The sequence below is a fragment of the Parenemella sanctibonifatiensis genome (genome assembly GCF_002250565.1).
Classification (GTDB): domain Bacteria; phylum Actinomycetota; class Actinomycetes; order Propionibacteriales; family Propionibacteriaceae; genus Parenemella; species Parenemella sanctibonifatiensis.
Genome location: NZ_NMVJ01000001.1, coordinates 556,504 through 580,928 on the forward strand (window position 1 = coordinate 556,504; position 24,425 = coordinate 580,928).

Sequence of the window (24,425 nt, forward strand, 5' to 3'; positions counted from 1 at the left end):
GTGGCCGATCACCAGCGCTGCGGCTGTCACGCAAGGTGAGGAATTCCGCGCTCATCATGGCTCGGTCGCCGCCCGTAGTGCGTCAAGCTCGACGACTGCTTGGAGGGGCAGGACGCCATTGCCGAGGGCAGTGTTCTGTTGGTTCGCGGTCAGGCCGTGTTCGGGGTCGGTGACCCACCCCGTCGGGAGGCCCATGAGCCATTCCACGAACTCGGGCGCCGGGCGTGGTCCTTTCTCCTCGTTCAGGATCGCGGGGTCAGGGGCGGTTCGTTCGGTGATGTGCTCCCATCGGGCGATGGCGTGGGCGTATCGCCCCCAGCGGTGAAGATGTCCTCGATCAGGGCGAACAGGGGCTCCGACTCGTTCCAGCTGGCGGGCGAGCCATGCGGCCCGTGCAGGGCCAGGTCGATCACTTGATGGCTTAGGGCGATCGTGCCCCGCCGTGCCCGTACCTGGTCCAGGGTCTCGCCGCCGCGCGAGGAGTCCGAGGCCAAAGGCGTCCGGAACAGCGCTTTCGCGGTAGGCGGTGATGAAGACCCGGAACCGGTGATGCGGTGCGCCGGCCAGTGACGCCGGTAAGCCGATCCATCGTGCACTTCTCCGGAGGTCGGCCAGATCCCCGAGTACGGCTCCGTGCGCCCGAAGAGGTCGCGTTGGCTCGTCTCCCAGCAGCCACGGGTCGGGTTCCAGGTTGCGAACGGCGGTTGCATGCTCGTTGGTTGCATCGTCGGGGTTGCGTGCATCGGGGGTTGCGCCTTCCAGAGCGCGGATTGCGGGTGCGGAGAGTAGGCCGCGGACGTTCTCGATGACGACGAGCTCGGGTTGCAGTGCGTCGATCGCGGCCGCCATGTGCGACCAGAGCCCGGAGCGGGTGCCGGGTGCGAGGCCGGCGCCCTTGCCGACGGTCGAGACGTCTTGGCAGGGGGAACCCACCGATCAGTATGTCGACCGGTGGCACCGCCGCCCAGTCGACGGATGTGATGTCGCCGAGGTTCGGGATGCCTGGCCAGTGGTGGGCGAAGACGCGGATGGAGGGGGTGTTGATCTCGGAGAACCAGATCGTCTCCCCGCCGGTGGCGTACTCGACGGCAAGGTCCAGGCCGCCGTAGCCGGAGAACAGCGACCCGACCCGGACAGGGCGGCCGCGATGGGAATGGTCGTCGCGCATGAGAGCTCCGCAGGCTTTGTGAACCCCGGACCTCGACGCGACCGAGCGTGCGCCGACTCTCCGGGCTGAACACCTGCCAGGTGCACCGGCCGCCCGATGCATCCCGAGCACCGCAGCCTCAGAAGCGTCCCCGACCCGGACCCTCAACCACCGTCATCGCCCGCTCGTCCCCGCCGCTGCCGCCTGATCAGCAGCGCCTCCTCCCGCCGCTTCATGAGCCGCCACACGTCTTTCATGCGAGGCCCCCGTTGTCAACCTAAGTTGCGACGGGAGGTTGAGACGCTTCGCCGTTGTGAGATGCCGTCGGCTCACCTGGCCGGTATGACGGTCTCGATGCGAGTGATGTCGGCCGGCGACGGCTACGAGTACCTGCTGCGCACCGTCGCCGCCGGTGACGGCGACCGCTCCCTCTCAACGCCGTTGACGAGGTATTACACGGAGGAGGGAACTCCTCCCGGTTTCTGGATGGGGTCGGGCCTGCCGTACCTCGGCACAGGTGAACTGGCCGAGGGCGGGCAAGTGTCTGAAGCGCAGCTCCAGCTGCTGGTCGGGATGGGCCGCGACCCGATCACGGGTGAGCCGCTGGGTGAGGCGTATCGGCAGTACGCGAGCGTGCAGGAGCGCGTCGATCAGCGGGTCGCTGACCTTGACTCGGAGCTGGGGCCGGTGTCTCGTGCGGAGCAGGTCGCGGCGATCGAGGCGGAGGAGGCCGAGCGCGGCACCCGCCGGGCGGTTGCGGGGTATGACTTGACGTTCTCGGTGCCGAAGTCGCTGTCGGCGTGGTGGGGTGTTGCGGACGGAGGTACGCAATCGCTGATTGCGGATGCGCATCATCAGGCGGTTGCGGAGGTGGTTGCGTTCCTCGAACGCGAGGTTGCGACCACTCGCGTAGGTGCCGCCGGCCCGGACGGGGCGGTCGCGCATGTCGATGTCGCCGGCGTCTTCGCAACCGCGTTCGACCACTACGACTCGCGCAGTGGTGATCCGCAGTTGCACACGCACGTCGTGGTGAGCAACAAGGTACTCACCGTGCAGGACCAGAAGTGGCGGACCCTCGCCGGTCGCCCGGTGCATGCCTCGGTCGTCGCGCTGTCAGAGCTGTATAACGCCACGTTGGCGGATCGGATCACGGGCATGTTCGGGATCGAGTGGGAGGCCAGGGAGCGGGGCCGGGATCGCAACCCCGCGTGGGAGCTCGCCCCGGTGCCCGACGAGCTCGTCTCGGAGTTCTCGTCGCGGTCTCGGCAGATCGAGGAGGAGAAGACCCGCCTGATCGACGCCTACCGGGCCAAGCATGGCCGTGAGCCGTCGGCGAAGACGATCCTGAAGCTTCGCGCCCAGGCGACGCTCGCGACCCGTCCGGAGAAGCGGGTGCAGTCGCTCGCTACTCTCACCGCCAACTGGCGCCACCGCGCCGGCGAGGTCTTGGGCGAAGACGCGACCTCTTGGGCGCGCACCCTCACCGCGGCCGGGGAGCAGGCGGCGCTGTTGCGGGCCGACGACGTGCCCCTGGACACCATCACCGACCTCGGCCAGTCCGTCGTCGCGGCGGTGGGTGAGAAGCGGTCGACGTGGCGGCGCTGGAACCTCCACTCCGAGGCGAGCCGGCAGCTTATGGGGGTGCGGTTCGCGTCGGCGGAGGATCGGGAGGCGATCACCGGGATGGTGACCGACGCGGCCGAGCAGGCGTCGCTGCGGTTGACGCCGCCGGAGCTGGCGTCGAGCCCGGTCGTGTTCCGCCGCCCCGACGGGTCGAGCCGCTTCCGCCACCCCGGCGCGGTCCTGTACTCGACCGAAGAGCTGCTGGCCGCGGAAGACCGCCTCCTCGACCGCTCCCACGCGACGACCGGGCCGACCGTGGAACTGGCCACCGTCGAGAAGATCACCAGCAGACCCGACGCGGAAGGGCGCCGGCTCGGCCCCGATCCGGCTGACGCTCTCCAGCGGATCGCCGTGTCGGGCCGGGTCGTGGACGTGCTCGTCGGGCCGGCAGGTGCGGGGAAGACGACGGCGATGAGCGCGTTGAAGCGGGCCTGGGAGCAGCAGCACGGCGCGGGCAGCGTGGTCGGGCTCGCGCCGTCGGAGAACGCGGCGCAGGTGCTCGGCGAGGAGCTGGGGATCGAGACGGAGAACACGGCCCGCTGGTGGCAGATGCACCTCCTCCACGGGACCACGTTCGACAAGGACCAGCTCGTGATCCTCGACGAGGCATCCCTGGCCGGCACCGGCTCCCTTGATCGCATCACCGGCCTCGCCGAACAAGCCGGAGCGAAAGTGCTGCTCGTGGGTGACTGGTCGCAGCTCCAGGCCGTGGATGCGGGCGGGGCGTTCGGGATGCTCGTCCACGACCGCGACGACGCCTCCGAACTGGTCGACGTGCACCGGTTCACGCAGGAGTGGGAGAAGGCCAACTCGCTGGTCCTGCGGCACGGCCGTACCCCGGCGATCGACACGCTCATCGAGCACGACCGGGTGCGCGGCGGGGAGCAGGACGCGATGGTCGATGCCGCCTACACCGCCTGGCGACACGATGTGCAGGCGGGGCGGGCGTCGATCCTCGTCGCCGAAACCCGCGACACCGTCACCCAGCTGAACGAGCGTGCCCGCGCCGACCTCATCCTCGACGGCACGATCACCCCCGGCCGAGAGGTCACCCTGCACGACGGCACCCAGGCGTCCAAGGGTGACCGGGTCATCACACGGGAGAACGACCGGCGCCTGCGGTCGAAGAACGGCAAGAACTGGGTGCGCAACGGCGACCGCTAAACCATCACCGCCATCGCCGGGGACGGGTCGATCACCGTCCGCCCCGCCGGGCGACGCTTTGGCGGATCGCTCGTGCTGCCCGCCGCGTATGTGGCCGAGCAGGTCGAGCTGGGGTATGCGATCATCGGGCACCGCGCCCAGGGCGTCACGGTCGATACCGCGCACACGGTCGTGACGGCGACGACGACGCGGGAGAACTTCTACGTCGCGATGACCCGCGGCCGGCACGGGAACTACGCCTACGTCGCCACCGACACCACCGACGACGCCCATGTCGCCCCGCACCCCTCCGACAACCCCGACGCCACCGCCCGCAGCGTTCTGTACGGGGTGCTCCAGCACGTCGGCGCCGAGCTGTCCGCGCACGAGACCATCACCGCCGAGCAAGAGCGCTGGGGGTCCATCGCTCAGTTGGCGGCGGAGTACGAGACCATCGCCCAAGCCGGCCAGCACGACCGCTGGGCCACCCTCCTCGAAACCTCCGGCCTCACCGAGGGGCAGGTCGACATGGTGCTCGGCTCCGACGCCTACGGTGCCCTATCCGCCGAGCTGCGCCGGGCCGAGGCCAACCATCACGACCTCGACGCCCTGTTCCCACGCCTGGTGGCGGCGCGGGACTTCGCCGATGCCGACGACATCGCCTCGGTCCTGCATCACCGCCTCGCCCGCGCCACCGCCCGCCCCGCCGGGTCCGGACGCACCCGCCGATCGCCACGGCTGATCGCCGGGCTTATCCCGTACGCCTCCGGCGTCACCGACCCCGAGATGCACCACGCCCTCACCGAACGCGAAGAGCTGATCGAACGCCGCGCATCCGCGGTCCTCGACCGCGACCTGAACGAGGGAGAACCATGGACGGCCGCGCTCGGGACCAAGCCCGCGGACGCACGGACGGCGCAGCGATGGCGGCAGGCCGGCCGTGTCGTCGCCGCGTACCGCGACCGGTACCAGATCACCGACGACACCCCGCTCGGCCCCGATGCGGCATCGGATGCACAGAAGCTCGACGCCGCCCGCGCCGACGCTGCCCTTCGCCGGGCGCAGCAGCTTGCCGCCCAGACGAACGCGGCTCACCGGAAGGAACCAGAGCACATCGTCGAGACGCGGCAGGGCCGCACGCTCTGAGCCGCAACCTGCGATTAGAGGGAGCGGCTGGGCCGTTCCTGCTCGACGGAATCGAGGGCGCTCATGCCCGTGGTTCGCGCCGGGGCCTGACGTCGGTCGCTGGTGAGGGCGGCGAGGTCGTGGTGGCCGGTCACGAGGGCGGCGGTGCCCTCGCTCAGCAGCAGATGCGTGCCGGTGCTCGCCGCGGACGTGACCGGGCCGGGCACCGCCCCAACCCCACGACCGAGGTCGTGCGCTTCGCGGGCGACGTGCAGGGTTCCGGAGCGTGCCCCGGCTTCTACGATCACCGTCGCCGAGGACAGTGCCGCCAGGAGCCGGCCGCGGGCGAGGAACCGGTGCCGGGTCGGCGCCGACCCGGGCGGCATCTCACCCATCAGCAATCCCACATCGCCAACCTGTTCGAGCATGTCGCGATGCGCCGCCGGGTAGAGACGGTCCAAGCCGCCGGGCATCACCGCGATCGTCTGCCCGCCGCTACTCAGCGCAGCGCGGTGGGCGGCGTCGTCGATGCCGTAGGCGCCGCCGGAGACCACGATCTGCTCCGCGTGCGACGCATCGTGCGCGAGCTCTCCGGCGACGTGATCGCCGTAACTGGTCGAGGCCCGTGAACCGGTGATCGTCACCCGGGTTTCCTGCCGGACCGCGAGGAACGAGGTCGCCCCCTTCGTCCACAGCACGTATGGGGCACGATCGCCCAGTGCGTCCACTGAGACCGGCCAGTGCGCATCGCCAGGGATCAGCGGCGCATACGACCCGTCCAGCGCCCCCGCCAGATCATCGCCGAGGCCGCCCCGTGAAAGCGAAGTGCTGCGCGGTGTGGTGCAGGATCGCTGCTTCCTCAGCCCGGACGCCGGGCATCGGCCCGCCCGCGTCGAGGAGCCGGAGGGTCTCGACGGCGCCTTCGCGGCGCAGCAGGCGGCCGACGGTGCGGTCGGCGGGCTCGATCATCATCGAGAGCATCACGCGGGCCGTCCGCTCATCGGAGGCGTAGTTAGCCAGAGCAACCATGACCGGGTCCTTCCACTCACCAGGCACTACCAGCGCAGGTGCACCCGGCATCGCGACGAGACCTTCCCCTTCGCCAGGCCCCGGCGTAAACTAGGAGGTGAAGCGCAGGCATTCCATCTGTAGGGTCCTTCGGGATCGCCCCTTCCAGGGGCCACCACCAACACGCCGCTTCTCGATCATTCGAACCGTGTTGAATGGAGACCCACCGATGTTCCTCAGCGACCGCGTCCGACGCCGCTGGCGCCAGAGCGAGAACACCGCCCAGAACCTGGAACCGGCCCGCCGGCTCTTCCCGACGAACCGCATCCGCGATGCCGTCTACACCCGCCGCGGACTCAAATGGGGCGTTCCCGCGATGCTGCTCGCCGCCCCCCTACATCGCAGCCGTCAAGCTCCTGACCGACCACATCGAGCAGGGCGGCCCCGGCTGGCTCCACCTGGTCGTCTTGCTGTGCGCATGGAACGCGCTCAAGATGCTCTGGCTCGGCCCGATGAGCCTCATCGCCCTCGCCCGCGTCCGCTACCGAGAGCACGTCCAGCGTCGCGCTGCTCGCCGTGAAGCCGAGTCGCGTACTACGCCGGATGAGGTTCTGGTCATGGCCGGAGGTGCGTCATGAAGGCCGTCACCTACCGGTACAGCGCGGCAGAGAACCCGACCTGGCTGGATCAGCAAGAAGCCGACTGCCGCCGCTACGCCGACGAGCACGGCATGACCGTCACCGAGGTCTTCACCGACGTCGGGCGCAGTCGCCACGGTCTGCAAGGCGTGCTCGATGCCGTCGAGCGGGAGGACGAGACCGGGCTCATCGTCACCGACCTCGCTCGGCTCGGCTCCAAGTACGCCGATCACGTCGCCGTCGTCCAGCAGCTCCACGACGCCGGAGTCGACATCCACGTCACCAAAGACCGCACGACAAGCTCCGTCGAGGAGGACCTGATCGCCGTCAGGCAGGCACAACTCGATGCTCAGGCCCGGCGGCCGTTCCTCTCCGGTGGCAACGGCTCCACGGACTGACCCGCTACGGCCGCCGAGGGCTCCCTGCGTGTCGGCCCCGAATGCGAGGGCAAACATGAGATCCTGAACGGAAAACTTGGGCCGTCGGATGCTTGTGCGCGCTTCGCGCACCCGCCCCGACGGCGGACGAGCTCGCGGCAGGTCTCACAGAACCGCCTTCGCAGCTGAACGTGAGGAGGCGTGATGTCCACGATCGAGGACCTTCGCGGTCGCCTCTGGTCCGATGAGCCGTCGAAAGTGGACTTCCTCGCGGCGCGGGCCATCGCGGAAACAGTCTCCGACGCCGTGCTCGATGACGCGCTCGATCCGCTGGCGATCGGACTGTCCGGCCCGTGGGGCAGCGGCAAGACCACCGTCCTTGAACTCATCAAGGCCGATCTTGACTCCCGCAGCGACCCCGAGAACGCCAAGATCATCACCGTCCGCACCGACCCCTGGCGTTACGACCCTGCCGTGGGCGCGAAGGAAAGCCTGATCGGTGAGGTCCTCGACGCCATCGCGGCCGAACTCACCGAACGCCTCAAGGACGTCGAGGAGTCCAAGGGCGAGAAGATCAAGAAGCTCCTGAAGAGGCTCTCTGATCGGGTCGACTGGGCCAAGGCGGTCAAGCTCGCCGCCAAGTCGTCGCTCACCCTGCAGATCCCCGGTGTCAGCGACGTGCTGGATCTCATCCGCGAACCGGCGTCCGAGGGGACTGACGCGGGCGACCAGCCGCGGGGCCTGGCCGGTTTCAAGGCCGAGTTCGCTGAGCTGTTGGGGGCCGAGGAGATGGCTCACGTACGCCGGGTTGCGGTGCTAGTCGACGACCTCGACCGGTGCCTGGTGGATACCGTCGTGGAGACCCTGGAAGCGATCCGTCTCTTCCTGAGCGTTGAGGGCATGGCGTTCGTCATCGCGGCAGACGAGGACCGGGTCGCCGATGCGATCCGCACCCGCCTGCCAGATTCGAGCATGCCCACGGAACGTCCAGAGGACGAAGACGCTCTCCCGGCGGAACCCCCGTCCAAGCTCTATCTGCACAAGATCGTCCAGACCACCGTCCCACTGCCAGCCCTGGGTGCCTTCGACACCGAGTCTTATGTGCTCTTGCTGCAGCTGCAGAATCGCGTTGACCAGCGTCTCACCGATGAGCAACTGGAAAAGGTCATCACCGAATGCCACCGGCTCCGCATGGCCGGTGCTCTCGACGACCTCCAGGCGCCTGACGGTCTCGACGTCCAGCGAGAGCTGTCCTTCGCGCGTCGGCTCACCACGATCCTCTACGAGAAACTCCGGGGCAACCCGCGGCGCATCAAGCGATTCCTCAACGACCTGAACATCCGTCGATCCATCGCTGCGCGGCGGGGCATCGAGCTCGACTTCGACGTCGTCGCCAAGCTCATGGTTCTCGAAGTCCTCCTGCCAGATCAGTTCCAGTCCGTGCTGTCATGGTTGCGAACCGGTGAGCTTCGAGATCGACTGGAGTCGCTGGAAGCGCAAGCCAACCGGCCGAAAGAACCTCCCGTCCCCGCCCCGCCAACTGAACTCGCCGACCACGCACCGGATGAACCCGCCGAGATGGCTGCGGACGTGACCGGAGCGGAACCGGACGACACCGCGGAAGATGCGCGACCATCCGAAGCGGAAGACGCGCCGACCCAAGCGGCGTCAGCAGCCGCGGTCGCCCCGCACTTCGCCGAGGACATGATTCGGTGGGCCAAGCTCCCACCGGATCTTCATGACCTCGACCTGAGCCCGTACCTGCACCTGGCGGCATCCTTCCGCGGCGACCTCCTGGTCAGCGCCGAGCTTCCCCAACATCTCCGCGATCTGGCCGCGCAGCTGGCCTCGACCCGCACGGTGGACAGGCGGCAACTCACCGACGAGAGTCTGCGAGCGCTCACGACCGACGATGTCGATCAGCTGCTGCGGCACCTGGGGCTGCGTGCACGAGACCGTATCCAGGAGCAGCGCGGCGCGGTCGCCGGGATCGTCAGACTCGCCACCGCACATGTCGCCGTGCAACCGGCCGCGCTTGACGCGTTCCGTCGGCTCCCGGCCTCCGATCTGCAGCCCGGTACCGCCGTCATCCTCGCCGGGGTCGAGATCCCCGGGATGAAGGACGTCATCAACGCGTTGGCCGCGCAGCTCCCAGACGGCAACATCAAGAAGGCGCTCACCACGCCGCCACCGAAGGGCGGTAAGCGCTGATGGGAACTAAAGGCTCCTACTCCGGCAGCGCCGCCGGTGGTGATCTGCGCGACGGACTCGACGACTGGCTGGCCAGCCTCCCTGGGGCTGACGGCCAGGCCCCGCCGCCCCCAGGTAACCAGCCCTCGCTTCTCTCCCCGCTGAAGCCCTCCCCGAGCTCACCGGCCGGCAGGATGTTGCCCACGGCCGCGCTCTTCCGTTCCTCCCGCGGCGGAGGGGGAAGGGGTGGGGGCGGCCGCCAGGGCGGCGAGAGTCTCACGCGATCGACGGCAGCCTCCGCGCGTTCCGCCGGCCGTGGAGCCGCAGCGGCATACGCGTACCGCAGCGGCGATGCCCAGACTCTGCGCGATCTCGGCCTGGACTACGACGCACTGCGGGCGAACCCGAACATCTTCGACGTCGCCCACCAGATCGCACAGAAAGTCTGTGAGGACCTCCCCGCGGGAACGATCGAGACTGCGGAGCAGATGGAGGTCGTCGGCAGGCTCGCCGAATGGCTCGTCGAGAGCGACAGCACGGGGACGGACGTGTCACTCGGGCAGATCGCCGAGGAAGCGGTCGCCCTGATCCTGGCCGAGGCATACCTCGTGGAGACTGCATCCAGTCTGAACACCAAGGACATGTCAGGGGCCGAACGCGCGGCGTTCGAGGACGGGATCCGTCAGGCCGCGGAGGAGCTGGCCGCGCACGCGGACCTCTCGCCCAGCGGGCCCAGCCCCGAGGAGTTCACGCGCGCGATCGAAGACGGACTCGAATATCTCAGAACCATCCACGAGGCAGATTGAGATGGCGCAGTTCGACCTTCGTTTCCAAGTCCCATCGGCGCTCACTCCCGAGTCCGCCGATCGCACGTTCTACTGGCCCACCGCTGGGGCCGGCACCTTCAACACCTCCCTGGGGCCCCGGCTGGGCAAGCTCGGCCCGTTGCGACGTGAGAACATCGAACTGTTCCGCCTCGCTGCGATGGTCTACGCCGCAGACCGTTCCGTCCCACGCCGGGCCGGCCGCGTCAACTGGACCCAACGCCACATCGCTCTGAGCGTCCCCGTCCACGACACGGCACCCTGGAACGCCATCACGAACCAGCTGCAGCAGCTCCTCGACTTCTTGTCGGGTGACCGGTGGACGCTCACCTTCCGTGCAGCACGCATCCCTCGTGAGGACATCGCGCCCAACGGGTATCCCGACGTGCAGCGGGTGGTGCTCATGAGCGGCGGCGCCGACTCCGCCACCGGTGCATTCCTGGCGCGTACCCGGCCCGAACCGCATCTGCTTGTCTCTCACGTCGGGGCGACATCGATCTCACCCATCCAGCAGGACGTCGCCGAACACATCCGAGACTTCTGCCCCAATGGCAGCACGCAGCAGCACGCGCAGATCCGCTTCACCCGACGCCAGACACAACCCGGAGGCCACCGGTTCAAGAATGAGAACACCACGCGAACCCGATCGTTCCTGTTCCTTGCGCTCGGCCTCGCCCTCGCTTCGGTCAACGAGGTGGAGCTCTGGATCCCTGAGAACGGGTTCGCGTCACTGAACCCACCCCTTGGCCCTGACCAGCTCGGCAGCCTCTCCACCCGCACCACCCACCCGTGGTTCCTCACCGAACTGTCCCGACTCGTCTCCGCCGCTGGCGCATGGGGAACCCTGTCCAATCCATTCGCGGCGCAGACGAAGGGCGAGATGTTCCGGTGGCTGGCGGACCAGGTCGGCGATGGCCCGGCCTCGGACCTTCTCAGCGCCACCAACTCGTGCGCGTTCACCAACCGACGATGGCTCGGCGTGACAGCGACCGATCATTGCGGAACGTGCTTCGGATGCCTGGTGCGCCGGGCATCGTTCGCGGCAGCGAAGCTCACCGACCGAAGCACCTACGTGATCGACGCCCCTCCCAGCGAGGCCGCGAGATCCCAACTCGAAAAGGCGTCGATCCTTCCCAGCATCCGCGGATTCGTGGCCCGCGGAATCCGGGTCAGCGACATCGCAGCAATGCGCCTGCCCGACGGGTACTCCGCAACCGACGCCCGTGACCTCTGCGTCCGCGGCGCACGCGAGCTGGAAACACTGACATGACCAACTTCCCGGCCGTTGACCTCCACGCCCACATCGACCCGACGATCACCCCTCGCGACCTGCTGAACCTCCGAGCCGTGATCTTCGCGGCAAGCCGAAGCCTCGCCGAGTCGCGTCTCGCCCTCGATCGCCAGCACCACGACCTGCTCGCGATCTGGGGCGTCGGCGTTCACCCAGGAGTGAAGACCGCACTCGACGGCTACGATCCCGAGGAGTTCGAGCGTCTCATCGCCCGCACCCCCTACGTCGGCGAAATCGGACTCGACGCAAAAGTCCCATCCCGCCTCGCCAAACAGCACGAGGTGTTGGCCTCGCTGCTCACGCAACTCCAAGCGAAGCCCCGACTCACGTCGATCCACAGCTACCGGGCAACCAACGAAGTCCTAGAACATCTCGAACACACCCCGATCACCGGCGCGATCCTGCACTGGTGGCTCGGCGACCGAGCCACCACAAGGCGCGCAGTTGAACTCGGAGCCTACTTCTCGATCAACACCGCCACCCTGCGCCGAAGCGACGCGATCGACCTCATCCCCACGGACCGTCTCCTCCTAGAAACAGACCACCCCGATGGGAACCGCAGCGGAGCCCGCCCGCATCAACCTGGCAACGTCCGCGACGTCGAAGCAGCTCTCGCCAAGCAGCGCGGAGTCACCACCGCTCAGATCCGAGCCCACGCCTGGCGCAACCTCGCCACGCTTGTGAACACCACTGGGACGAAGCCTCTGCTGCCACCCCGAGTCGCAGCAATCCTCGGGGCTATCGAGTAACACCCCACAGGGGCGCCGAGACTCACCGCACTCGCCCATGCGTGTCCCGAAGCTTCACACCCGCAGCGAGGAGCGCGACACGCACGGAACTGGGGTTGAATCCAAGGCGCGCGCCCACTCTCGCCAACGACTCACCCTGTTCGTAACGGCGGCACATCTCAAGCGCCAGCGCAGGAGAGGGCTTCTCTCGACGGAGCCGGACCCCTCGCTCGCGCAAATGGCTTGAGAGGCGTTGACGACTCACCCCCAGATCCGATGCGATGGTCCGCAAGATCTCCCCACCCCGATACCTCCGCTCGGCCTCAAGCAGCATCGTTTCCGTCAAGCGCGTCACCCGACGCGGCAGCTGCTCCAAAGACTCCTGGCGAACCAACGAGTCCCGACGCCGAATCGCGTGGTGCGACGACACGGCCCGCGTCAGCGCCGGGGCAAGGTTCGAACACTGTCGCGCTACCTCCACCAGGTTTTGAGGGACCAACCCCCGACATGCGATGCGTGTCGGGGGTGTTCTGCTTGGTGCGGTGTGGGCGCTCCCCCGGCTCAGCACGTTCAGTTGTCAGTCCAGACGGATAGCAGGACCGCCAGCGAGAACGGACGCCGCAAGGGCGTCAGCCACAGCCGGCAGGAGCGACATGGCAGAACAGAGCGGACAGGTGCCCGTGTGGACACTGGCCACTGAAGCGGTGGCCGTCCCCGAGGCCGCGAGCGACGGGGACATGACGCCCGAGCGGCTTGCTGACATGCGCACCGCACTCGCCAGCTTCGCGCAGACACCTATCACGACACTGGAGATGCACCCCATCACCCGGCGCCAGGAGCGCTCTGGCGGCATCGCGCTGCACGCAGCCAGCCCACTCGCTCAGCAGCTGTCTCAGTTGGTGGCGCAAACGGCTCGCTCGACGCCATCCAAGGCTGGCGCGGCTCCTGCCATCGAAGCCGCCGGCGAGGTGCTGTACCGCATGGTTGTACCCGCTAAGGTCGCTGAGCAGGTCGGGCAAGGACTCGTGAAGTCGATGACGTCCAAAGCCGTGCCAGGAGGTGTCCACAGCGCCATGATGGGCGCCAAGGGCATCGTCGCCCAGGCCACGTTCATGCCTGTGGCGCGAGCGCTGGCGGGCACGGCCGGCGCTGGGGTTGCTGGCGCGGGCACCGCTGGGGCGGGCACGGCCGGCGCGGGCATCGTGGCCTCCACTCCGACACCGCATTGAGCTGCGCGATCCGCTCGGGGGTGAAGTTCGATAGGGGGCCTGGTCGGTGAAGACCAACGAATACGGCCACTCGCCCAGCTGGTCGCGCACCGGCTCCCCGAAGCTCACCTCGACCATCTCGGTGAGCTCGGCCATCGCCGCCGCCAGATCAGGCACGGCGAAGCACACGTGATAGAAACCCGGCCCCTCGACCGGCGCCGAGGCCTGCTCCATCAGCGGGCCGCGAGGACGGCCCGGGCCACGCCGGCCGCCGACTGCGGATTCTGGCCCGTCACCAACCGCCCGTCGGCGACCACGTTCTCGGTGAAGTCCGGCCCCGCCACATGCGTGGCGCCGCGTTCGGTCAGCGCATCAGCCAACAGGAAGGGCACCGCCTCGGTCAGCCCGACAGCGGCCTCCTCGCTGTTGGTGAAGCCCGCCACCCGCTTGCCGGCCACCAGCAGCGTACCGTCGGCCAACGTCAGATTCACCAACGCCGACGGCCCGTGACACACCGCCGCGACCACGCCGCCCGACTCGTACACCGCCCGACCGACCCGCGCCACATCGGGCGACTCAGGGAAGTCCCACATGGCCCCGTGCCCGCCCACGAAGTACACCGCGTCATAGCCGGCCGGATCGACCTCGGCCACGCTCCGGGTGTCCGCCAACTGCTGCGCCACCCGCTCATCAGCCAGGAACGCCTGCTGGGCCGGATCATCCTCGTCGCGACCATCCTCAGGCGGCACTCCGCCGGCCACCGACGCGATGTCGACGATCCAGCCGGCCTCGGTGAACACCTGCCACGGCTCGGCCGCCTCGCCGACGTAGTAACCCGTGCCACGCACCCCACCCAGGTCGTCATGGCTGGTCAGGACAAGAAGTACACGTGCTGCATCACTCATCGGATCCACTTCCTTCTCGAGACGTACCGGACAATCACCACCTTAGGAACTCGGCCCGAACGCCGGCAGGGTGGGGCCACCGTTACGCCGCCACGGCACGGAAACCAGAGGCGCGAACCAGCCCCCATCTGACAGGGTCGAGTCATGCGCACCCCCGCAGACACCCCTGCCGCTGCCCCGACGTCGACGCTGCGGCTCATCATCGGCTACCTCGCGATCGTGGCCGTCCTGCCCTATCTGATCCTCAAACTGATGTGGATCTCCGGCTCCACGGTCGGCATCCTCGAACCCTCCCCACTCGACCCGGCCGTGGTCCGCAACGGCAACATCGTCACCGCGGTCATGGAACTCATCGCGATCGCGGTCATCCTCGCCTTCACCCACCGCTGGGGCCTGCGACTGCCCGCCTGGCTGGTGCTGGTCCCCGCCTACGTCGGCATCGGGCTGCTGGCACCGTTCCTCATCACCGGCCCCGCCGTCGCCGGGTCGGTAGCCGCCGGTGATGCTGCCGGCGACGGTTCGCTCGCCCCGTGGGTCGGCCCGCTGGTCTATCTCGGCTTCTGCGCCCAGGCGATCGGCATCGCTGCCTCCTTCGCCCTGTACGTACGCCACCGCTGGGGCCATGTGCTTGCCGCCCGCACCACAGACCGGCCCGCCGGACCCACCCAACCAGTGCTGGTCTTCATGGGATGGGGCCTCGCCGCGCTGCTGGCCCTGGTCGTCTTGACCCGGACGATGTGGGGGTTCGGCGCCACCTGGGGACTGTCCGCGCAACAGATCACCGATCGCGGTCTGGCCGAACACCTCAACGACATCGCCGCCGCCCTGTTTGCCGCAGCTGCCGTGGTCGGACTCCTGATGCTGACGCTCCAGCGACCGCGGACCTGGCGCGCCGGCGTACCGATCGTGCTCGCCTGGGTCGGCAGCGGCGCCACCCTCACCAGCGCCCTGTACGCGATGACGCTGCTCTTCATCGGGCTCGCCGGCGCCAACGCCGAGGCACCACAGCCGGGGATCACGCCCGTCGCGGACCTCGTCCAGGTCGTCGCCGGAACCGCGACGTCCGTAGTGGGGGCGGTCGTGCTGGCCGAGCTCGACGCCGCCACCTCCCCGCGTCGTCTCCCATGAGAGGCTCAGCCCATGCCCTCACCCCAGACCCTCAGTGACACCGACCGGCGCCTTGTCGCGTTATGGGCTGCGGACTGCGTCGACCGGGTGCTGCCGCTGCTCGAGGCCGAGGCTCCCGACGATGACAGGGCGCGCGACGGGGTCGCCAGGACCCGGGCGTACGGTCGCGGCGACCTCGATGCCGCCGGCGAGATCAAGCGTCGCTTCGAGGCCGGACGAGCCGCCAAGTCGGCAACATCCCCCGCCGCGGTGGCGACCGCCCGCGCCGCCGGCCAGGCCTCCGGCATCGCCCACATGGGCGCCCACGCCCTTGGCGCCGCGGCGTACGCGGCGAAGGCCGCCTCGCTTGCCGCCCCCGATCCCGAAGCGGCCAGGCAGTCCGAGGTCCGCTGGCAACTGGACCACATGAGCGCCGAGGTCCGGGCCGCGCTGGCCACCCTGCCGCCGCTCGGGCAGGACTCGTCCGGCCCGCTCGGCACGGGCCTGCTGACCTCGGGCGTGCTCGCCACCACCATCGACGAGATCCAAGCCGCGCTCGCCCAAGACGCCCCACCCGACGCGTGACCCCACCCAGTCGTGGACGCGTTTGAACGCCCCGCGACCGCTCGGCTACAGTGTGGCCCACGCACGCGGGAGCTCGGAAACGGCCGGGCTGAGAGGAAGCGAACCGCGCTTCGACCGCCAAACCTGAACTGGGTAATGCCAGCGCAGGGAGGGGTACTTCATGAACGCACAATCCAGCGTCGACTATGGCGTCGGGGCACGCTTCAGCGTGGCCGTGATGGCCGATGACTACGCCGACATCATCCTGACCGCGCTTGCCGAGGCCGACTCGAGCGGCCTCGAGGTCACCACCGACGACGTCAGCACCCATGTGAGCGGCACCGAGGACCGCATCCTCGCCTACATCGGCGCCGTGATCGCCGGCTGCGCCCGCTCCGGGCATCACGTCAGCGTCCACCTGCTGCTGTCCCGCGGCTGCCCCGGCGAGCTGGCATGCGAGCTGCCGCCCGACACGCTCGCCCAGGGCGCCGAACCACCGCAGCTCCCGGTTGCCGGCATCACCGCCGCCGCCCACTGGTCGCTGTATCCGTTGCAGGACGGCGCCGAGGGCGACCACATGCGCCACATCTACGCCGCCATCGAGCATGCCCGCGAGCTCGGTGTCGAGGTGCGCGCCGAGCACTACGCCACCCGTCTGGACGGCGACCTCAACGCGGTCCTGCAAACCCTGGCGGCCGCCTGGCTGATGGTGGGCCGCGAGGTGCAGCACGTGGTCAGCCACGCGACGCTGTCGCTCAACAGCCCGACCGCCAAGCCCGGCAACAACGCCAACAACCAGCCCAGCGCCCGATGAGCGCCGCCAACTCCGACGCCACCACCGGGCGTACGCCATCGGGCCGGTGGCAGCTGAAGGACATCGTCCTGGTGGTCGTCCTCGGCGTGGTCTTCGGCGTCCTGTACTGGGCGCTCGTGCAGGCCTGGGGCGCCTCCCGGCTGCTGTTCGGCGACCTCTCCGAACACGTCCTGGCCGGCGGCTGGCTCATCGTCGCCCCCATCGCGATCGCCATCATCCGGCGCCCCTTCGCCGGCATCGCCGCCGAACTGATCGCCGCCGTGATCGAATTCATCTTCCTCGGCTCACCGGTCGGCCCGATGCTCGCCATCGCCGCGCTCATCCAGGGGGCCGGCAGCGAACTGCCGTTTGCCCTGACCCGCTATCGCAACTATTCGTGGGGGATCTTCGCGGTGTCCGGCCTGCTGGGCGCAGGCTTGGTCTTCTTCTGGTCGGCCTATCGCGGCGGCTGGTATGGCACCGATCTGTTCTGGATCCGCTTCGTGATCCAGGCCATCAGCGGCGTGATCCTGGGCGGTCTGCTGGCCAAGGTGACCGTCGGCGGCATCCACCGCACCGGCGTCGTCGACAACTACGCCATCGGACGCGAGACCCGGTGACCCTGGTCGACCTGCGCGACGTCACCGTCACCGCGGCGCGGCGCGACACCCCGGTGCTCAGCGACATCGGACTGCAGCTGGCGCCCGGAGAACAGCTCCTCGTCCTGGGCCCGTCGGGGTCGGGCAAGTCCTCCCTGCTGCGCACCATCACCGGCGTCATCCCGCATTCGGTCAACGCCCACCTGGCCGGGCAGGTGCTGGTCGCCGGCACCGAGACCGCCGACACCAGCGTGGTGGAACGCTCCCGCATCGTCGGGGTGCTCGGTCAGGACCCGGCCGCCACCGTCTGCCTGGCCACCGTCGAGGACGAAGTCGCACTCCCCCTGGAAAACCTCGCCGTCAACCGCGCCGACATCTCCGCCCGGATCGACGCCGCCCTCGCGACCGTCGGTGCGGCGCAGCTGCGCCATCGGGGCACCGGCGAGCTGTCCGGCGGCGAGACCCAGCGGGTCGCGCTGGCCGCCACGCTCGCCATGCGGCCGCAGGTGCTCCTGCTGGACGAGCCCACCTCGATGCTCGACCCCATCGGCATCGCCTCGGTTAGGCAGGCCGTGACCGCGGCCACCACAGCGGACCGGCCCGCGGTGGTGCTGGTCGAACACCGGCTCGACGAATACGCCGGCGCCGCGGGGACCGACGCCCTTCCCGGCCGCTCGGTCGCGCTCGGCGCCGACGGCCGCATCATCGCCGACGGCCCCACCAGCGAGGTCCTGACCACCCACGCGCGCACCCTCCACGATGCCGGCTGCTGGCTGCCGCTGACCGCCGAGCTGTACGCCGTCAGCGGGCACCCCGGAGGGCTCGCCAACCCCGCGGTCACCGACTGGCTGCGCCGGTGCGGCTCGGACAGCACCGAGGAACCGCCCGCGTCGGCGAACAGCGCCGACTCGGTGCTGACCGCCACCGAGGTGACCGTGGGACGGGGCGACCGCGACCTGCTCACCGGGGTCGATCTGCAGCTGCGCCGCGGCGAAGTGGTGGCACTGCTGGGTCCCAACGGCGTCGGCAAGACCAGCCTGCTGCTCACTCTGGCCGGCCTGCTGCCGCCCGGCCGCGGCACCGTGACCGGCCCGCGCCCGGCGATGGTGTTCCAGAATCCCGAGTGGCAGTTCCTGGCCCATCGGGTCCGCGACGAGATCGCCGTCGGACTGAGCGGGCCCGACGTCGCCGACCGGGTGGACCGGCAGCTCCGCGACCACCGCCTGACTCACGTCGCCGAACAGAGCCCCTTCCGCTGCTCCGGCGGCGAACAGCGCCGACTCAGCCTGGCCGCGATGCTGGCCCACGTCGACCGTCCGGTGCTGTTGGCCGACGAACCGACCTTTGGTCTGGACCGGCGCGACGCGATGGCCGCCGCGCGTACGCTGCGCTCCGCCGCCGATGCCGGTCGCGCGGTGCTGTGCTCCACCCACGACCTCCGCTTCGCCGCGACCGTGGCGGACCGGGTGATCGTGCTGGGCGACCGAGACGGCACGACCTGCGGCATGACGGCCGACGGCCCGACGCTGCCGGTGCTGGCCAACCCGGCCGCCCGCGAGGCTGGTGGCCTGGTGCTGCCCGAGCTGCTGCGCTTCCTCATCACCGAGCTGGGCACCGACGCCCGGTCGGTGTCGGTGCTGCGCCGGCTGGCCGGCTGGGAAAGCCCGCACACCCTGGTCGGGGAGGTCCGATGAGCGCGCTGCTGGTCCGCGCCGACACCGCCTCCCCGCTGGCGCGCCGCAACCCCACGGTGAAGCTGGCCCTGCTGTTCGTCGTGTCACTGGCCCTGTTGTTCCTACTGGACCCGGTCTCCACCTGGACGCTCTATGCCCTGGGCCTGGTGGGTGCGCTGGTGGGCACCCGCATCCGTCCCCGGTCGCTGCTGATCGCGCACCTGCCCTTCCTCGCGTTCGGCTTCGGGGTGTTCTGGGTCAACGTGCTCACCCGTCCCGGCGAGGTCCTGTGGCAGTACGGGTTCCTCCGCGTCACCGCCGAAGGGATCAGCGTCGGCGCTGCGCTGGCGGCCCGCGCCCTCACCATCGGGGTGTTGTCGATCGCGATGATCCACAGCACCGATGCCGTACGCCTGATGGCCAGCCTGCACCAACACGCGCGGCTGCCGGCGCGGGTGAGCTATGCCGTCATGTCGGGATATCGGCTGCTGGAGCTGCTCGGACGAGAGTGGGTGACCATTCGACAGGCCCAGGATGTCCGCGCACCGCTGGACGCGAAGGGCCGACCGCGCCGCGGGCTGCGTACCTTCACCTCGGCCGGTTTCACGCTGCTCATCACCGCACTGCGGCGCGGCGAACGGGTCGCCGAATCCCTCGAATCACGCGGACTGGGGCTGCAGCCGCGTACGATCTGGCGGCCGGTGCCGATCGGCTCCGGCGATGCCTGGCTGGTGATCGGCGTGCTCGCCGTCATGGGCACGGTGATCGCGTTGGCGGGCTGGGCCGGAGTCCTGCAAGGACCAGGAGCCCTGTTCTGATGCCGAAACCGATGATTCTGGTGTCCCTGACGACCATCCCGGTGAGCCAGTACACGCCGGGTTGGCGCGACCCGGGCGCCCGGTCGGACTTCCTGCGGGCCGACTTCTGGCGTGATCTGGGCCAGCTGCTCGAGACCGGCGGCTTCGACATGCTGTTCCTGGCCGATCAGCTCTCCATCGCCGAGGACGCCACCGGCGAACCGGCCGCCAACCTCCGCGCCGGCGGCAAACTCACCACCGCGCTGGACCCGATGGTGACCTTGGGCCTCATCGCCGGAGCGACCAGCCGGATCGGGCTGGGCGCCACCATGTCGACCACCTTCCATCCCCCGTACGCCATCGCCCGCGCCATGGCGAGCCTGGACCAACTCAGCGGCGGACGAGCCGCGTGGAACATCGTGACCTCGACGATGGATTCAGATGCGCGCAACTTTGGCCGGCCGCGGCTGCCGGAACGGGACGCGCGCTATGACACCGCCGAGCAGGTCACCCGCGCCGTGGTCGACCTGTGGCAGAGCTGGGAACCCGATGCACTGCTGCTCGATCCCGCCGGCGACTTCGCCGACCCGGCCAAGGTCCATCGCACCGGCAATCCGCTGTCCGCCGGCCCGCTCACCGTGCCGCGCAGCCCCCAGGACCGCCCAATCCTGATGCAGGCCGGAGCCTCCGAACGCGGCCGTGACTTCGCCGCCCGCTGGGCCGAACTGGTCTTCGGCACCGGCAACACCCCACAGGCGATGCACGCCCAACGGGCCGACCTGCGTCGCCGCGCCGCCGCCGCGGGCCGGGACCCCGACACCATCCGCTATCTGGCCCCGGTCCAACCGATCGTGTCCGCCACCCAGCAGGCCGCCAACACCGAACGCGACCGGCTCGAGTCCGCGATCGACCTCGACGGCGCGGTGGAAGCGCTGGGCCGACTGTTCCGGGTGTCCGGACAAGCCGACCCCGACCGGCCGGGCACCGAACTGCTGCTGGCTCATCGCGGCAACACCGGCACCCTCGGCTTCGAGGACTCGCTGTTCGAGGTGGCCGAGAGCGAGGGGCTGACCGTGGGGCAGCTCGCCCGCCGGTACGCCATGTGTCAGCTCAATCCGCAACCGGTCGGCGACGCCGCGACGGTGGCGTCCTATCTGGAGACGCTGATCGACACCGACGCCGCCGACGGGTTCATCGTGATGTCACCGGTCACGCCGCGGTCGATGGTCGACCTCGTCACCCACCTGTCCCCGGAGCTGCGCCGGCGCGGCCGCCTCACCGACGACGGCACGCCGCGTACCTTGCGGGAGCGGCTCTTCGGGGAGCCGCAGCCAACCTCAACGCGTTGAGGAAACCGGCCCCTATCACCGATCTGGGGCTCAGGACCTCAACATGTTGAGGAAACATGCCCGAAATCACCGATCCAGGGCCCAGACCTCAACTTGTTGAGGAAACGTACGCCGGTGACCCGAGCCCCCCGCGTGCGCCGCGGCGTTCCCGCGGGAACGCCCCGAGGCTCAGACCAGGCAAGCGCCTCAGATCAGGCCGAGCTCGCGCAGCTTCTTCTCGGTGTCGGGGTTGCTCGGCTCGACGGCGTGGCTGCCGTCGGGCCAGACCACCACCGGGATGTGGTGCGCCCGGAGATGCCGCGGGCCTCCTCGGCCAGTTCGGGGTTGGCCTCAACGTCCAGATACTCGTAGGCCACGCCAAGCCCGTCCAGCTGTGCCTTGGTACGCCGGCAGTCGCCGCACCAGTCGGCGCCGTACATCCGGATCTGCTGCTCACTCATCGCCTGTCTCCTTTGTCGTCGGCTGGATTCAGTTGGTCGGAGTCCACTCCGACACCGCATTGAGCTGTGCGATCTCATCATCGCTGAGCTCCAGCTTCGCCGACGCCAGCAGGTCAGCGACCTGTTCCTGCTTGCTCGCGCTCGCGATCGGGCCCAGCACCGTCGGCTGCTGCCGCAGCCACGCCAGCGCGGTCGAGGCGATCGAAGCACCGTGGTCGTTGCCGATCGACTCCAGCGCGTCGATGATCGCCAGGCCCTGCTCGGTGGCGTACTTCGCGGCCCCGCCGGCCCGCTTGGAGCCGCCGCCGGTGTCCTCGGTGGAGCGATACTTGCCAGTCAGAAAGCCCGCCGCCAGCCCGAAATAGGGCAACAGGCTCAGCCCCTGCTCGGCCGCCACCGGGATCAGCTGCTCCTCGACCTCGTTGCGGTGCACCAGGTTGTAGTGAGGCTGCAACGCCACCGGCTTCGCAGCACCGGTCTCCTCGGCGATCCGCAGCCACTCCAGGGTCCGCTCGGGGGTGAAGTTCGACAGGCCAATGGTGCGGACCTTGCCCTCCTTCACCAGCGCGTCGAAGGTCGAGACGACCTCGGCGAGCTCCACCTCGGGGTCGTCCTTATGGGCGTAGTAGAGGTCGATGGTGTCGAGCTGCAGCCGCTGCAGCGACGCCTCGGCCGCGCGTCGTACGTTGTCGGGCGCCAGCCCGGAAAAATCGGGATGCTGGGCAACCTTCGTGGCGACGTGGACACCCTCGGGGCGGCGGTCGGCCAGCCACTCACCGATGATGGTTTCGCTCTCGCCACCGACATTGCCCGGCGCCCACGCGCTGTAGGAATCGGCGGTGTCGATCAGGTTGCCGCCCCCAGCGGCGTACGCATCGAGCACCCGGAAGGACGTGTCGCGGTCGGCGCTGAAGCCGAAGACGTTGCCGCCCAGGACGAGCGGAAAAATGCTGAGGTCGCTGTTGCCGAGCTGAAGATTCGCCGTCATGCCGTGATCGCTCCTGTTGATCCAAATGCGGGGTTGGTCTGAGTGCTGGTGAGTCGAGGTTGGTCATTCGTACGCCCGCGGCGCGGGCACCCATCAAGGCCAACTCCGCGACCGGTGCAGCTATTCCGAGGCCAGCGGCAGGTCTGCTCGGCAGGTACGCGACGACGGTGTCGGAGCGACCTGTCATGCTGATTCCCAGCAAGATCCAGCTCGACCCCGACACCCATCGGCCCAACCCCACCGAGAGGACCGCCATGCTCTTCACCCGCATCGCCCACATCGACGCGTTCGACGACCCGAAGCAGTATGAGAAGACCGACGAGGCCGGCATCTTCAAGAACGTCTCCGACGGCTACTTCATGGTCGCCCTCGAATATCGCAACGAGACCGACGAGGACACGCAGTATCCGCTGGAGGACGTCCTCGACACCTATCTGGCCCACATCGAGGTCTTCGAAGCCGCCACCCCCGAGGACCCCAAGGGACAGGTCGACGTCTTCGCCGCCAGCAAGATCGAACGGGCACAGTCCCTGGTCGCACTGGTCGGCAAGCGGGTCTACAACAAGACCGACGAGAACGGTGGGGTCAGCCTCGAAATCGACGACTCGGTCGGCGACGCCAAGCTCTGAGTCAGGCCCAGCTCTGACTCAAGCTCAGTCCAGCGGGTCGCGGGCGATCGGGCACGTCATGCAGTGTCCGCCGCCCCGGCCCCGGCCCAGCTCGGCACCGGCGATGGTGATGACCTCGACGCCGGCCTCGCGCAGCGCCGCATTGGTCAGCGTGTTGCGGTCATAGGTGATCACCACGCCCGGCTCCAGCGCGACGGCGTTGTTGCCCGAGTCCCACTGCTGCCGTTCCGAGGCGTACAGGTCACCGGCGGTCTCGACCACCCGCAACTGTGGCAGGCCCATCGCCTCGGCGACCACGTCGATGAAGCGGCGATCAGTGTGGTCAATCACCTCGAAGCCGGGTGCGCGGTCGCTGGGCCGCAACACGTAGGGCTGGATGCCGTCCACGATCGCCGGGTGCACCGTCACCAGGTCCCGGTCGGCGAAGGTGAACACGGTGTCCAGGTGCATCGCCGCCCGCAGCTTCGGCATCCCTGCCACCACGACCTGGTCGGCGGCGTCCTGGTCGAAGAGGCTGCGCGCCAACAGCCCGATGCCCTGCCGGGAGGTACGTTCGCTCATCCCGACCAGCACCACCCCGCCGCCGACCGGCATCACGTCACCACCCTCGACCGAGGCCTGCCCCCAGTCCTGATCCGGGTCACCCCACCAGACCCTCGCCCGGCTCAGCTCGGGATGAAAGCGATAGATCGCCGCCATCAGCATGGTCTCGTCCTTGCGGGCCGGCCAGAACAGCGGATTCAGCGTCACGCCACCGCCGACCCAGCAGGTGGTGTCGCGGGTGTAGAGAGTGTTCGGCAGCGGCGGCAACAGATAGTCCCGCGCTTCGGCGCGCCCACTGACCAGTTGGGTGTAGCCACTGCGGAAATCGGCCGGCAGGTCACCGATCGCCAACCCGCCGATGAGGATCTCGGCGAGCTCGACCGGCTGCAGCGACTCCAGGTACGCCCGGGTCCCCTCGACGGCGCCGAGGCCGACGCGGGTCGGGCGTACGGTCCGATCCAACAGCCAGGCCCGGGCCTGCGGCAGCGCCATCGTCTCGGCGAGCAGGTCGTGCAGCTCGATCACCTCGACACCGCGCTCAACCATCCGAGCCACGAAGTCGCCGTGGTCGCGCTGCGCTGCCTCGACCCACATCACGTCGTCGAAGAGCAGCCCGTCGGCGGTGCTCGGGGTCAATCGTTGGTGGGCCAACCCAGGCCGGCACACCAACACTCGTCGCAGCGTGCCGACCTCGGAATGTACGCCCAACCCGGGCTCGGCCTGAGACATCGTCATC

At 69.1% G+C, this 24,425-nt stretch carries 24 protein-coding genes, 2 pseudogenes and 1 riboswitch; of the genes and pseudogenes, 17 read left to right on the top strand and 9 right to left on the bottom strand.

From position 1 onward, the window contains the following. Positions 1–54 precede the first annotated feature (54 nt). The 3 genes and pseudogenes from CGZ91_RS14465 to CGZ91_RS14890 form a co-directional block, all read right to left on the bottom strand. Positions 55–195 carry a hypothetical protein gene (locus tag CGZ91_RS14465; protein ID WP_229116370.1) on the bottom strand — a complete coding sequence of 47 codons (141 nt, stop codon included), beginning with the start codon at positions 193–195 and terminating at the stop codon, positions 55–57. Positions 196–828: 633 nt separating this feature from the next. After that, a pseudogene (locus CGZ91_RS14885) lies at positions 829–933 on the bottom strand (hypothetical protein); the annotation flags it as partial. A gap of 49 nt (positions 934–982) precedes the next feature. Continuing rightward, positions 983–1,270: pseudogene (locus tag CGZ91_RS14890) on the bottom strand (hypothetical protein); the annotation flags it as partial. Between the two features lie 219 nt (positions 1,271–1,489). On the opposite strand from CGZ91_RS14890, the gene mobF reads away from it, so the two are divergent. After that, the gene (mobF, locus tag CGZ91_RS02635; RefSeq protein ID WP_229116371.1) at positions 1,490–3,934 is read left to right on the top strand and encodes a MobF family relaxase; all 2,445 of its coding nucleotides are present in this window, start codon (positions 1,490–1,492) and stop codon (positions 3,932–3,934) included. A 72-nt stretch (positions 3,935–4,006) separates the two neighbouring features. Continuing rightward, positions 4,007–5,059: a hypothetical protein gene (locus CGZ91_RS14470; protein WP_229116372.1), complete on the top strand. Its 1,053-nt coding sequence runs from the start codon at positions 4,007–4,009 to the stop codon at positions 5,057–5,059. A gap of 14 nt (positions 5,060–5,073) precedes the next feature. Here the strand turns inward: CGZ91_RS14470 and CGZ91_RS02640 are convergent, their stop codons facing one another. Then, on the bottom strand, positions 5,074–5,901 hold the full coding sequence (locus tag CGZ91_RS02640) for a DNA-processing protein DprA (protein ID WP_094452378.1): 828 nt from the start codon (positions 5,899–5,901) through the stop codon (positions 5,074–5,076). Continuing rightward, positions 5,834–6,067, bottom strand: a complete 234-nt coding sequence (locus CGZ91_RS02645) for a hypothetical protein (RefSeq protein ID WP_094452379.1) — start codon at positions 6,065–6,067, stop codon at positions 5,834–5,836. Before CGZ91_RS02645 ends, CGZ91_RS02640 begins: the two co-directional genes overlap by 68 nt. A 613-nt stretch (positions 6,068–6,680) precedes the next feature. Between CGZ91_RS02645 and CGZ91_RS02655 the strand changes: the two genes are divergently transcribed. The 7 genes from CGZ91_RS02655 to CGZ91_RS14745 all read left to right on the top strand — a co-directional run bounded on the left by CGZ91_RS02655 (position 6,681) and on the right by CGZ91_RS14745 (position 13,495). Further along, on the top strand, positions 6,681–7,082 hold the full coding sequence (locus tag CGZ91_RS02655; protein WP_094452380.1) for a recombinase family protein: 402 nt from the start codon (positions 6,681–6,683) through the stop codon (positions 7,080–7,082). A 183-nt stretch (positions 7,083–7,265) separates the two neighbouring features. Further along, a complete protein-coding gene (locus CGZ91_RS02660) occupies positions 7,266–9,272 on the top strand; it encodes a KAP family P-loop NTPase fold protein (protein ID WP_094452381.1) in 2,007 nt (668 codons plus the stop codon). A gap of 173 nt (positions 9,273–9,445) precedes the next feature. Beyond that, the gene (locus CGZ91_RS02665; protein WP_094452382.1) at positions 9,446–10,057 is read left to right on the top strand and encodes a hypothetical protein; all 612 of its coding nucleotides are present in this window, start codon (positions 9,446–9,448) and stop codon (positions 10,055–10,057) included. 322 nt (positions 10,058–10,379) lie between these two features. Then, positions 10,380–11,345 (top strand): hypothetical protein, encoded by a 966-nt coding sequence (locus CGZ91_RS02670; RefSeq protein WP_179229185.1) that lies wholly within the window; start codon positions 10,380–10,382, stop codon positions 11,343–11,345. Then, positions 11,342–12,115, top strand: coding sequence for a TatD family hydrolase (locus CGZ91_RS02675; RefSeq protein WP_094452384.1), 774 nt, complete (start codon positions 11,342–11,344; stop codon positions 12,113–12,115). The genes CGZ91_RS02670 and CGZ91_RS02675 overlap by 4 nt, the downstream gene beginning before the upstream one ends. 632 nt (positions 12,116–12,747) lie before the next feature. Beyond that, positions 12,748–13,323: a hypothetical protein gene (locus tag CGZ91_RS14185; protein ID WP_094452386.1), complete on the top strand. Its 576-nt coding sequence runs from the start codon at positions 12,748–12,750 to the stop codon at positions 13,321–13,323. 46 nt (positions 13,324–13,369) lie between these two features. Further along, positions 13,370–13,495: a hypothetical protein gene (locus tag CGZ91_RS14745; protein WP_267490223.1), complete on the top strand. Its 126-nt coding sequence runs from the start codon at positions 13,370–13,372 to the stop codon at positions 13,493–13,495. A 40-nt stretch (positions 13,496–13,535) separates the two neighbouring features. Here the strand turns inward: CGZ91_RS14745 and CGZ91_RS02690 are convergent, their stop codons facing one another. Continuing rightward, positions 13,536–14,207 carry a type 1 glutamine amidotransferase domain-containing protein gene (locus CGZ91_RS02690; protein WP_094452387.1) on the bottom strand — a complete coding sequence of 224 codons (672 nt, stop codon included), beginning with the start codon at positions 14,205–14,207 and terminating at the stop codon, positions 13,536–13,538. A gap of 144 nt (positions 14,208–14,351) precedes the next feature. Between CGZ91_RS02690 and CGZ91_RS02695 the strand changes: the two genes are divergently transcribed. The 7 genes from CGZ91_RS02695 (at position 14,352) to CGZ91_RS02725 (ending at position 21,089) form a co-directional block, all read left to right on the top strand. Then, complete coding sequence (locus tag CGZ91_RS02695) at positions 14,352–15,335, top strand: hypothetical protein (protein ID WP_094452388.1); 984 nt, start codon at positions 14,352–14,354, stop codon at positions 15,333–15,335. A gap of 12 nt (positions 15,336–15,347) precedes the next feature. Beyond that, positions 15,348–15,899 carry a putative immunity protein gene (locus tag CGZ91_RS02700; RefSeq protein WP_094452389.1) on the top strand — a complete coding sequence of 184 codons (552 nt, stop codon included), beginning with the start codon at positions 15,348–15,350 and terminating at the stop codon, positions 15,897–15,899. Between the two features lie 55 nt (positions 15,900–15,954). Then, positions 15,955–16,066, top strand: a riboswitch (TPP riboswitch). After that, the gene (locus CGZ91_RS02705) at positions 16,060–16,692 is read left to right on the top strand and encodes a YkoF family thiamine/hydroxymethylpyrimidine-binding protein (RefSeq protein WP_094452390.1); all 633 of its coding nucleotides are present in this window, start codon (positions 16,060–16,062) and stop codon (positions 16,690–16,692) included. It overlaps the preceding riboswitch by 7 nt. Next, positions 16,689–17,291: an ECF transporter S component gene (locus tag CGZ91_RS02710; RefSeq protein WP_094452391.1), complete on the top strand. Its 603-nt coding sequence runs from the start codon at positions 16,689–16,691 to the stop codon at positions 17,289–17,291. The genes CGZ91_RS02705 and CGZ91_RS02710 overlap by 4 nt, the downstream gene beginning before the upstream one ends. Beyond that, entirely contained in the window at positions 17,288–18,964 is a 1,677-nt protein-coding gene (locus CGZ91_RS02715; protein ID WP_094452392.1) for an ABC transporter ATP-binding protein, read from the top strand. The genes CGZ91_RS02710 and CGZ91_RS02715 overlap by 4 nt, the downstream gene beginning before the upstream one ends. Beyond that, positions 18,961–19,761 carry an energy-coupling factor transporter transmembrane component T family protein gene (locus CGZ91_RS02720; protein ID WP_094452393.1) on the top strand — a complete coding sequence of 267 codons (801 nt, stop codon included), beginning with the start codon at positions 18,961–18,963 and terminating at the stop codon, positions 19,759–19,761. The genes CGZ91_RS02715 and CGZ91_RS02720 overlap by 4 nt, the downstream gene beginning before the upstream one ends. After that, entirely contained in the window at positions 19,761–21,089 is a 1,329-nt protein-coding gene (locus CGZ91_RS02725; protein ID WP_094452394.1) for an NtaA/DmoA family FMN-dependent monooxygenase, read from the top strand. Before CGZ91_RS02720 ends, CGZ91_RS02725 begins: the two co-directional genes overlap by 1 nt. Before the next feature lie 191 nt (positions 21,090–21,280). Here CGZ91_RS02725 and CGZ91_RS02730 read toward each other — a convergent pair whose 3' ends face one another. Both CGZ91_RS02730 and CGZ91_RS02735 read right to left on the bottom strand, forming a co-directional pair. Then, positions 21,281–21,529, bottom strand: a complete 249-nt coding sequence (locus tag CGZ91_RS02730; RefSeq protein ID WP_229116374.1) for a glutaredoxin family protein — start codon at positions 21,527–21,529, stop codon at positions 21,281–21,283. A gap of 28 nt (positions 21,530–21,557) precedes the next feature. Then, complete coding sequence (locus CGZ91_RS02735) at positions 21,558–22,517, bottom strand: aldo/keto reductase (RefSeq protein WP_094452395.1); 960 nt, start codon at positions 22,515–22,517, stop codon at positions 21,558–21,560. A 185-nt stretch (positions 22,518–22,702) separates the two neighbouring features. Here CGZ91_RS02735 and CGZ91_RS02740 point away from each other — a divergent pair, with 185 nt between their 5' ends. Beyond that, positions 22,703–23,146 carry a hypothetical protein gene (locus tag CGZ91_RS02740; RefSeq protein ID WP_094452396.1) on the top strand — a complete coding sequence of 148 codons (444 nt, stop codon included), beginning with the start codon at positions 22,703–22,705 and terminating at the stop codon, positions 23,144–23,146. 24 nt (positions 23,147–23,170) lie between these two features. On the opposite strand, the gene CGZ91_RS02745 is transcribed toward CGZ91_RS02740, so the two are convergent. After that, positions 23,171–24,418 carry an arginine deiminase gene (locus CGZ91_RS02745; RefSeq protein ID WP_407670829.1) on the bottom strand — a complete coding sequence of 416 codons (1,248 nt, stop codon included), beginning with the start codon at positions 24,416–24,418 and terminating at the stop codon, positions 23,171–23,173. Positions 24,419–24,425: the final 7 nt, after the last annotated feature.

Excerpts from the sequence above, each read along its gene's own strand:
- CGZ91_RS02730 (WP_229116374.1), bottom strand. The coding sequence starts at position 21,529 with ATGAGTGAGCAGCAGATCCGGATGTACGGCGCCGACTGGTGCGGCGAC.
- CGZ91_RS02645 (WP_094452379.1), bottom strand. The coding sequence starts at position 6,067 with ATGGTTGCTCTGGCTAACTACGCCTCCGATGAGCGGACGGCCCGCGTG.
- CGZ91_RS02660 (WP_094452381.1), top strand. The coding sequence starts at position 7,266 with ATGTCCACGATCGAGGACCTTCGCGGTCGCCTCTGGTCCGATGAGCCG.
- CGZ91_RS02740 (WP_094452396.1), top strand. The coding sequence starts at position 22,703 with ATGCTGATTCCCAGCAAGATCCAGCTCGACCCCGACACCCATCGGCCC.
- CGZ91_RS14465 (WP_229116370.1), bottom strand. The coding sequence starts at position 195 with ATGGGCCTCCCGACGGGGTGGGTCACCGACCCCGAACACGGCCTGACC.
- mobF (WP_229116371.1), top strand. The coding sequence starts at position 1,490 with ATGACGGTCTCGATGCGAGTGATGTCGGCCGGCGACGGCTACGAGTAC.
- CGZ91_RS02655 (WP_094452380.1), top strand. The coding sequence starts at position 6,681 with ATGAAGGCCGTCACCTACCGGTACAGCGCGGCAGAGAACCCGACCTGG.
- CGZ91_RS02710 (WP_094452391.1), top strand. The coding sequence starts at position 16,689 with ATGAGCGCCGCCAACTCCGACGCCACCACCGGGCGTACGCCATCGGGC.
- CGZ91_RS02725 (WP_094452394.1), top strand. The coding sequence starts at position 19,761 with ATGCCGAAACCGATGATTCTGGTGTCCCTGACGACCATCCCGGTGAGC.
- CGZ91_RS02720 (WP_094452393.1), top strand. The coding sequence starts at position 18,961 with ATGAGCGCGCTGCTGGTCCGCGCCGACACCGCCTCCCCGCTGGCGCGC.
- CGZ91_RS14185 (WP_094452386.1), top strand. The coding sequence starts at position 12,748 with ATGGCAGAACAGAGCGGACAGGTGCCCGTGTGGACACTGGCCACTGAA.
- CGZ91_RS02675 (WP_094452384.1), top strand. The coding sequence starts at position 11,342 with ATGACCAACTTCCCGGCCGTTGACCTCCACGCCCACATCGACCCGACG.
- CGZ91_RS02690 (WP_094452387.1), bottom strand. The coding sequence starts at position 14,207 with ATGAGTGATGCAGCACGTGTACTTCTTGTCCTGACCAGCCATGACGAC.
- CGZ91_RS02700 (WP_094452389.1), top strand. The coding sequence starts at position 15,348 with ATGCCCTCACCCCAGACCCTCAGTGACACCGACCGGCGCCTTGTCGCG.
- CGZ91_RS02695 (WP_094452388.1), top strand. The coding sequence starts at position 14,352 with ATGCGCACCCCCGCAGACACCCCTGCCGCTGCCCCGACGTCGACGCTG.
- CGZ91_RS02665 (WP_094452382.1), top strand. The coding sequence starts at position 9,446 with ATGTTGCCCACGGCCGCGCTCTTCCGTTCCTCCCGCGGCGGAGGGGGA.
- CGZ91_RS02705 (WP_094452390.1), top strand. The coding sequence starts at position 16,060 with ATGAACGCACAATCCAGCGTCGACTATGGCGTCGGGGCACGCTTCAGC.
- CGZ91_RS02745 (WP_407670829.1), bottom strand. The coding sequence starts at position 24,418 with ATGTCTCAGGCCGAGCCCGGGTTGGGCGTACATTCCGAGGTCGGCACG.
- CGZ91_RS02735 (WP_094452395.1), bottom strand. The coding sequence starts at position 22,517 with ATGACGGCGAATCTTCAGCTCGGCAACAGCGACCTCAGCATTTTTCCG.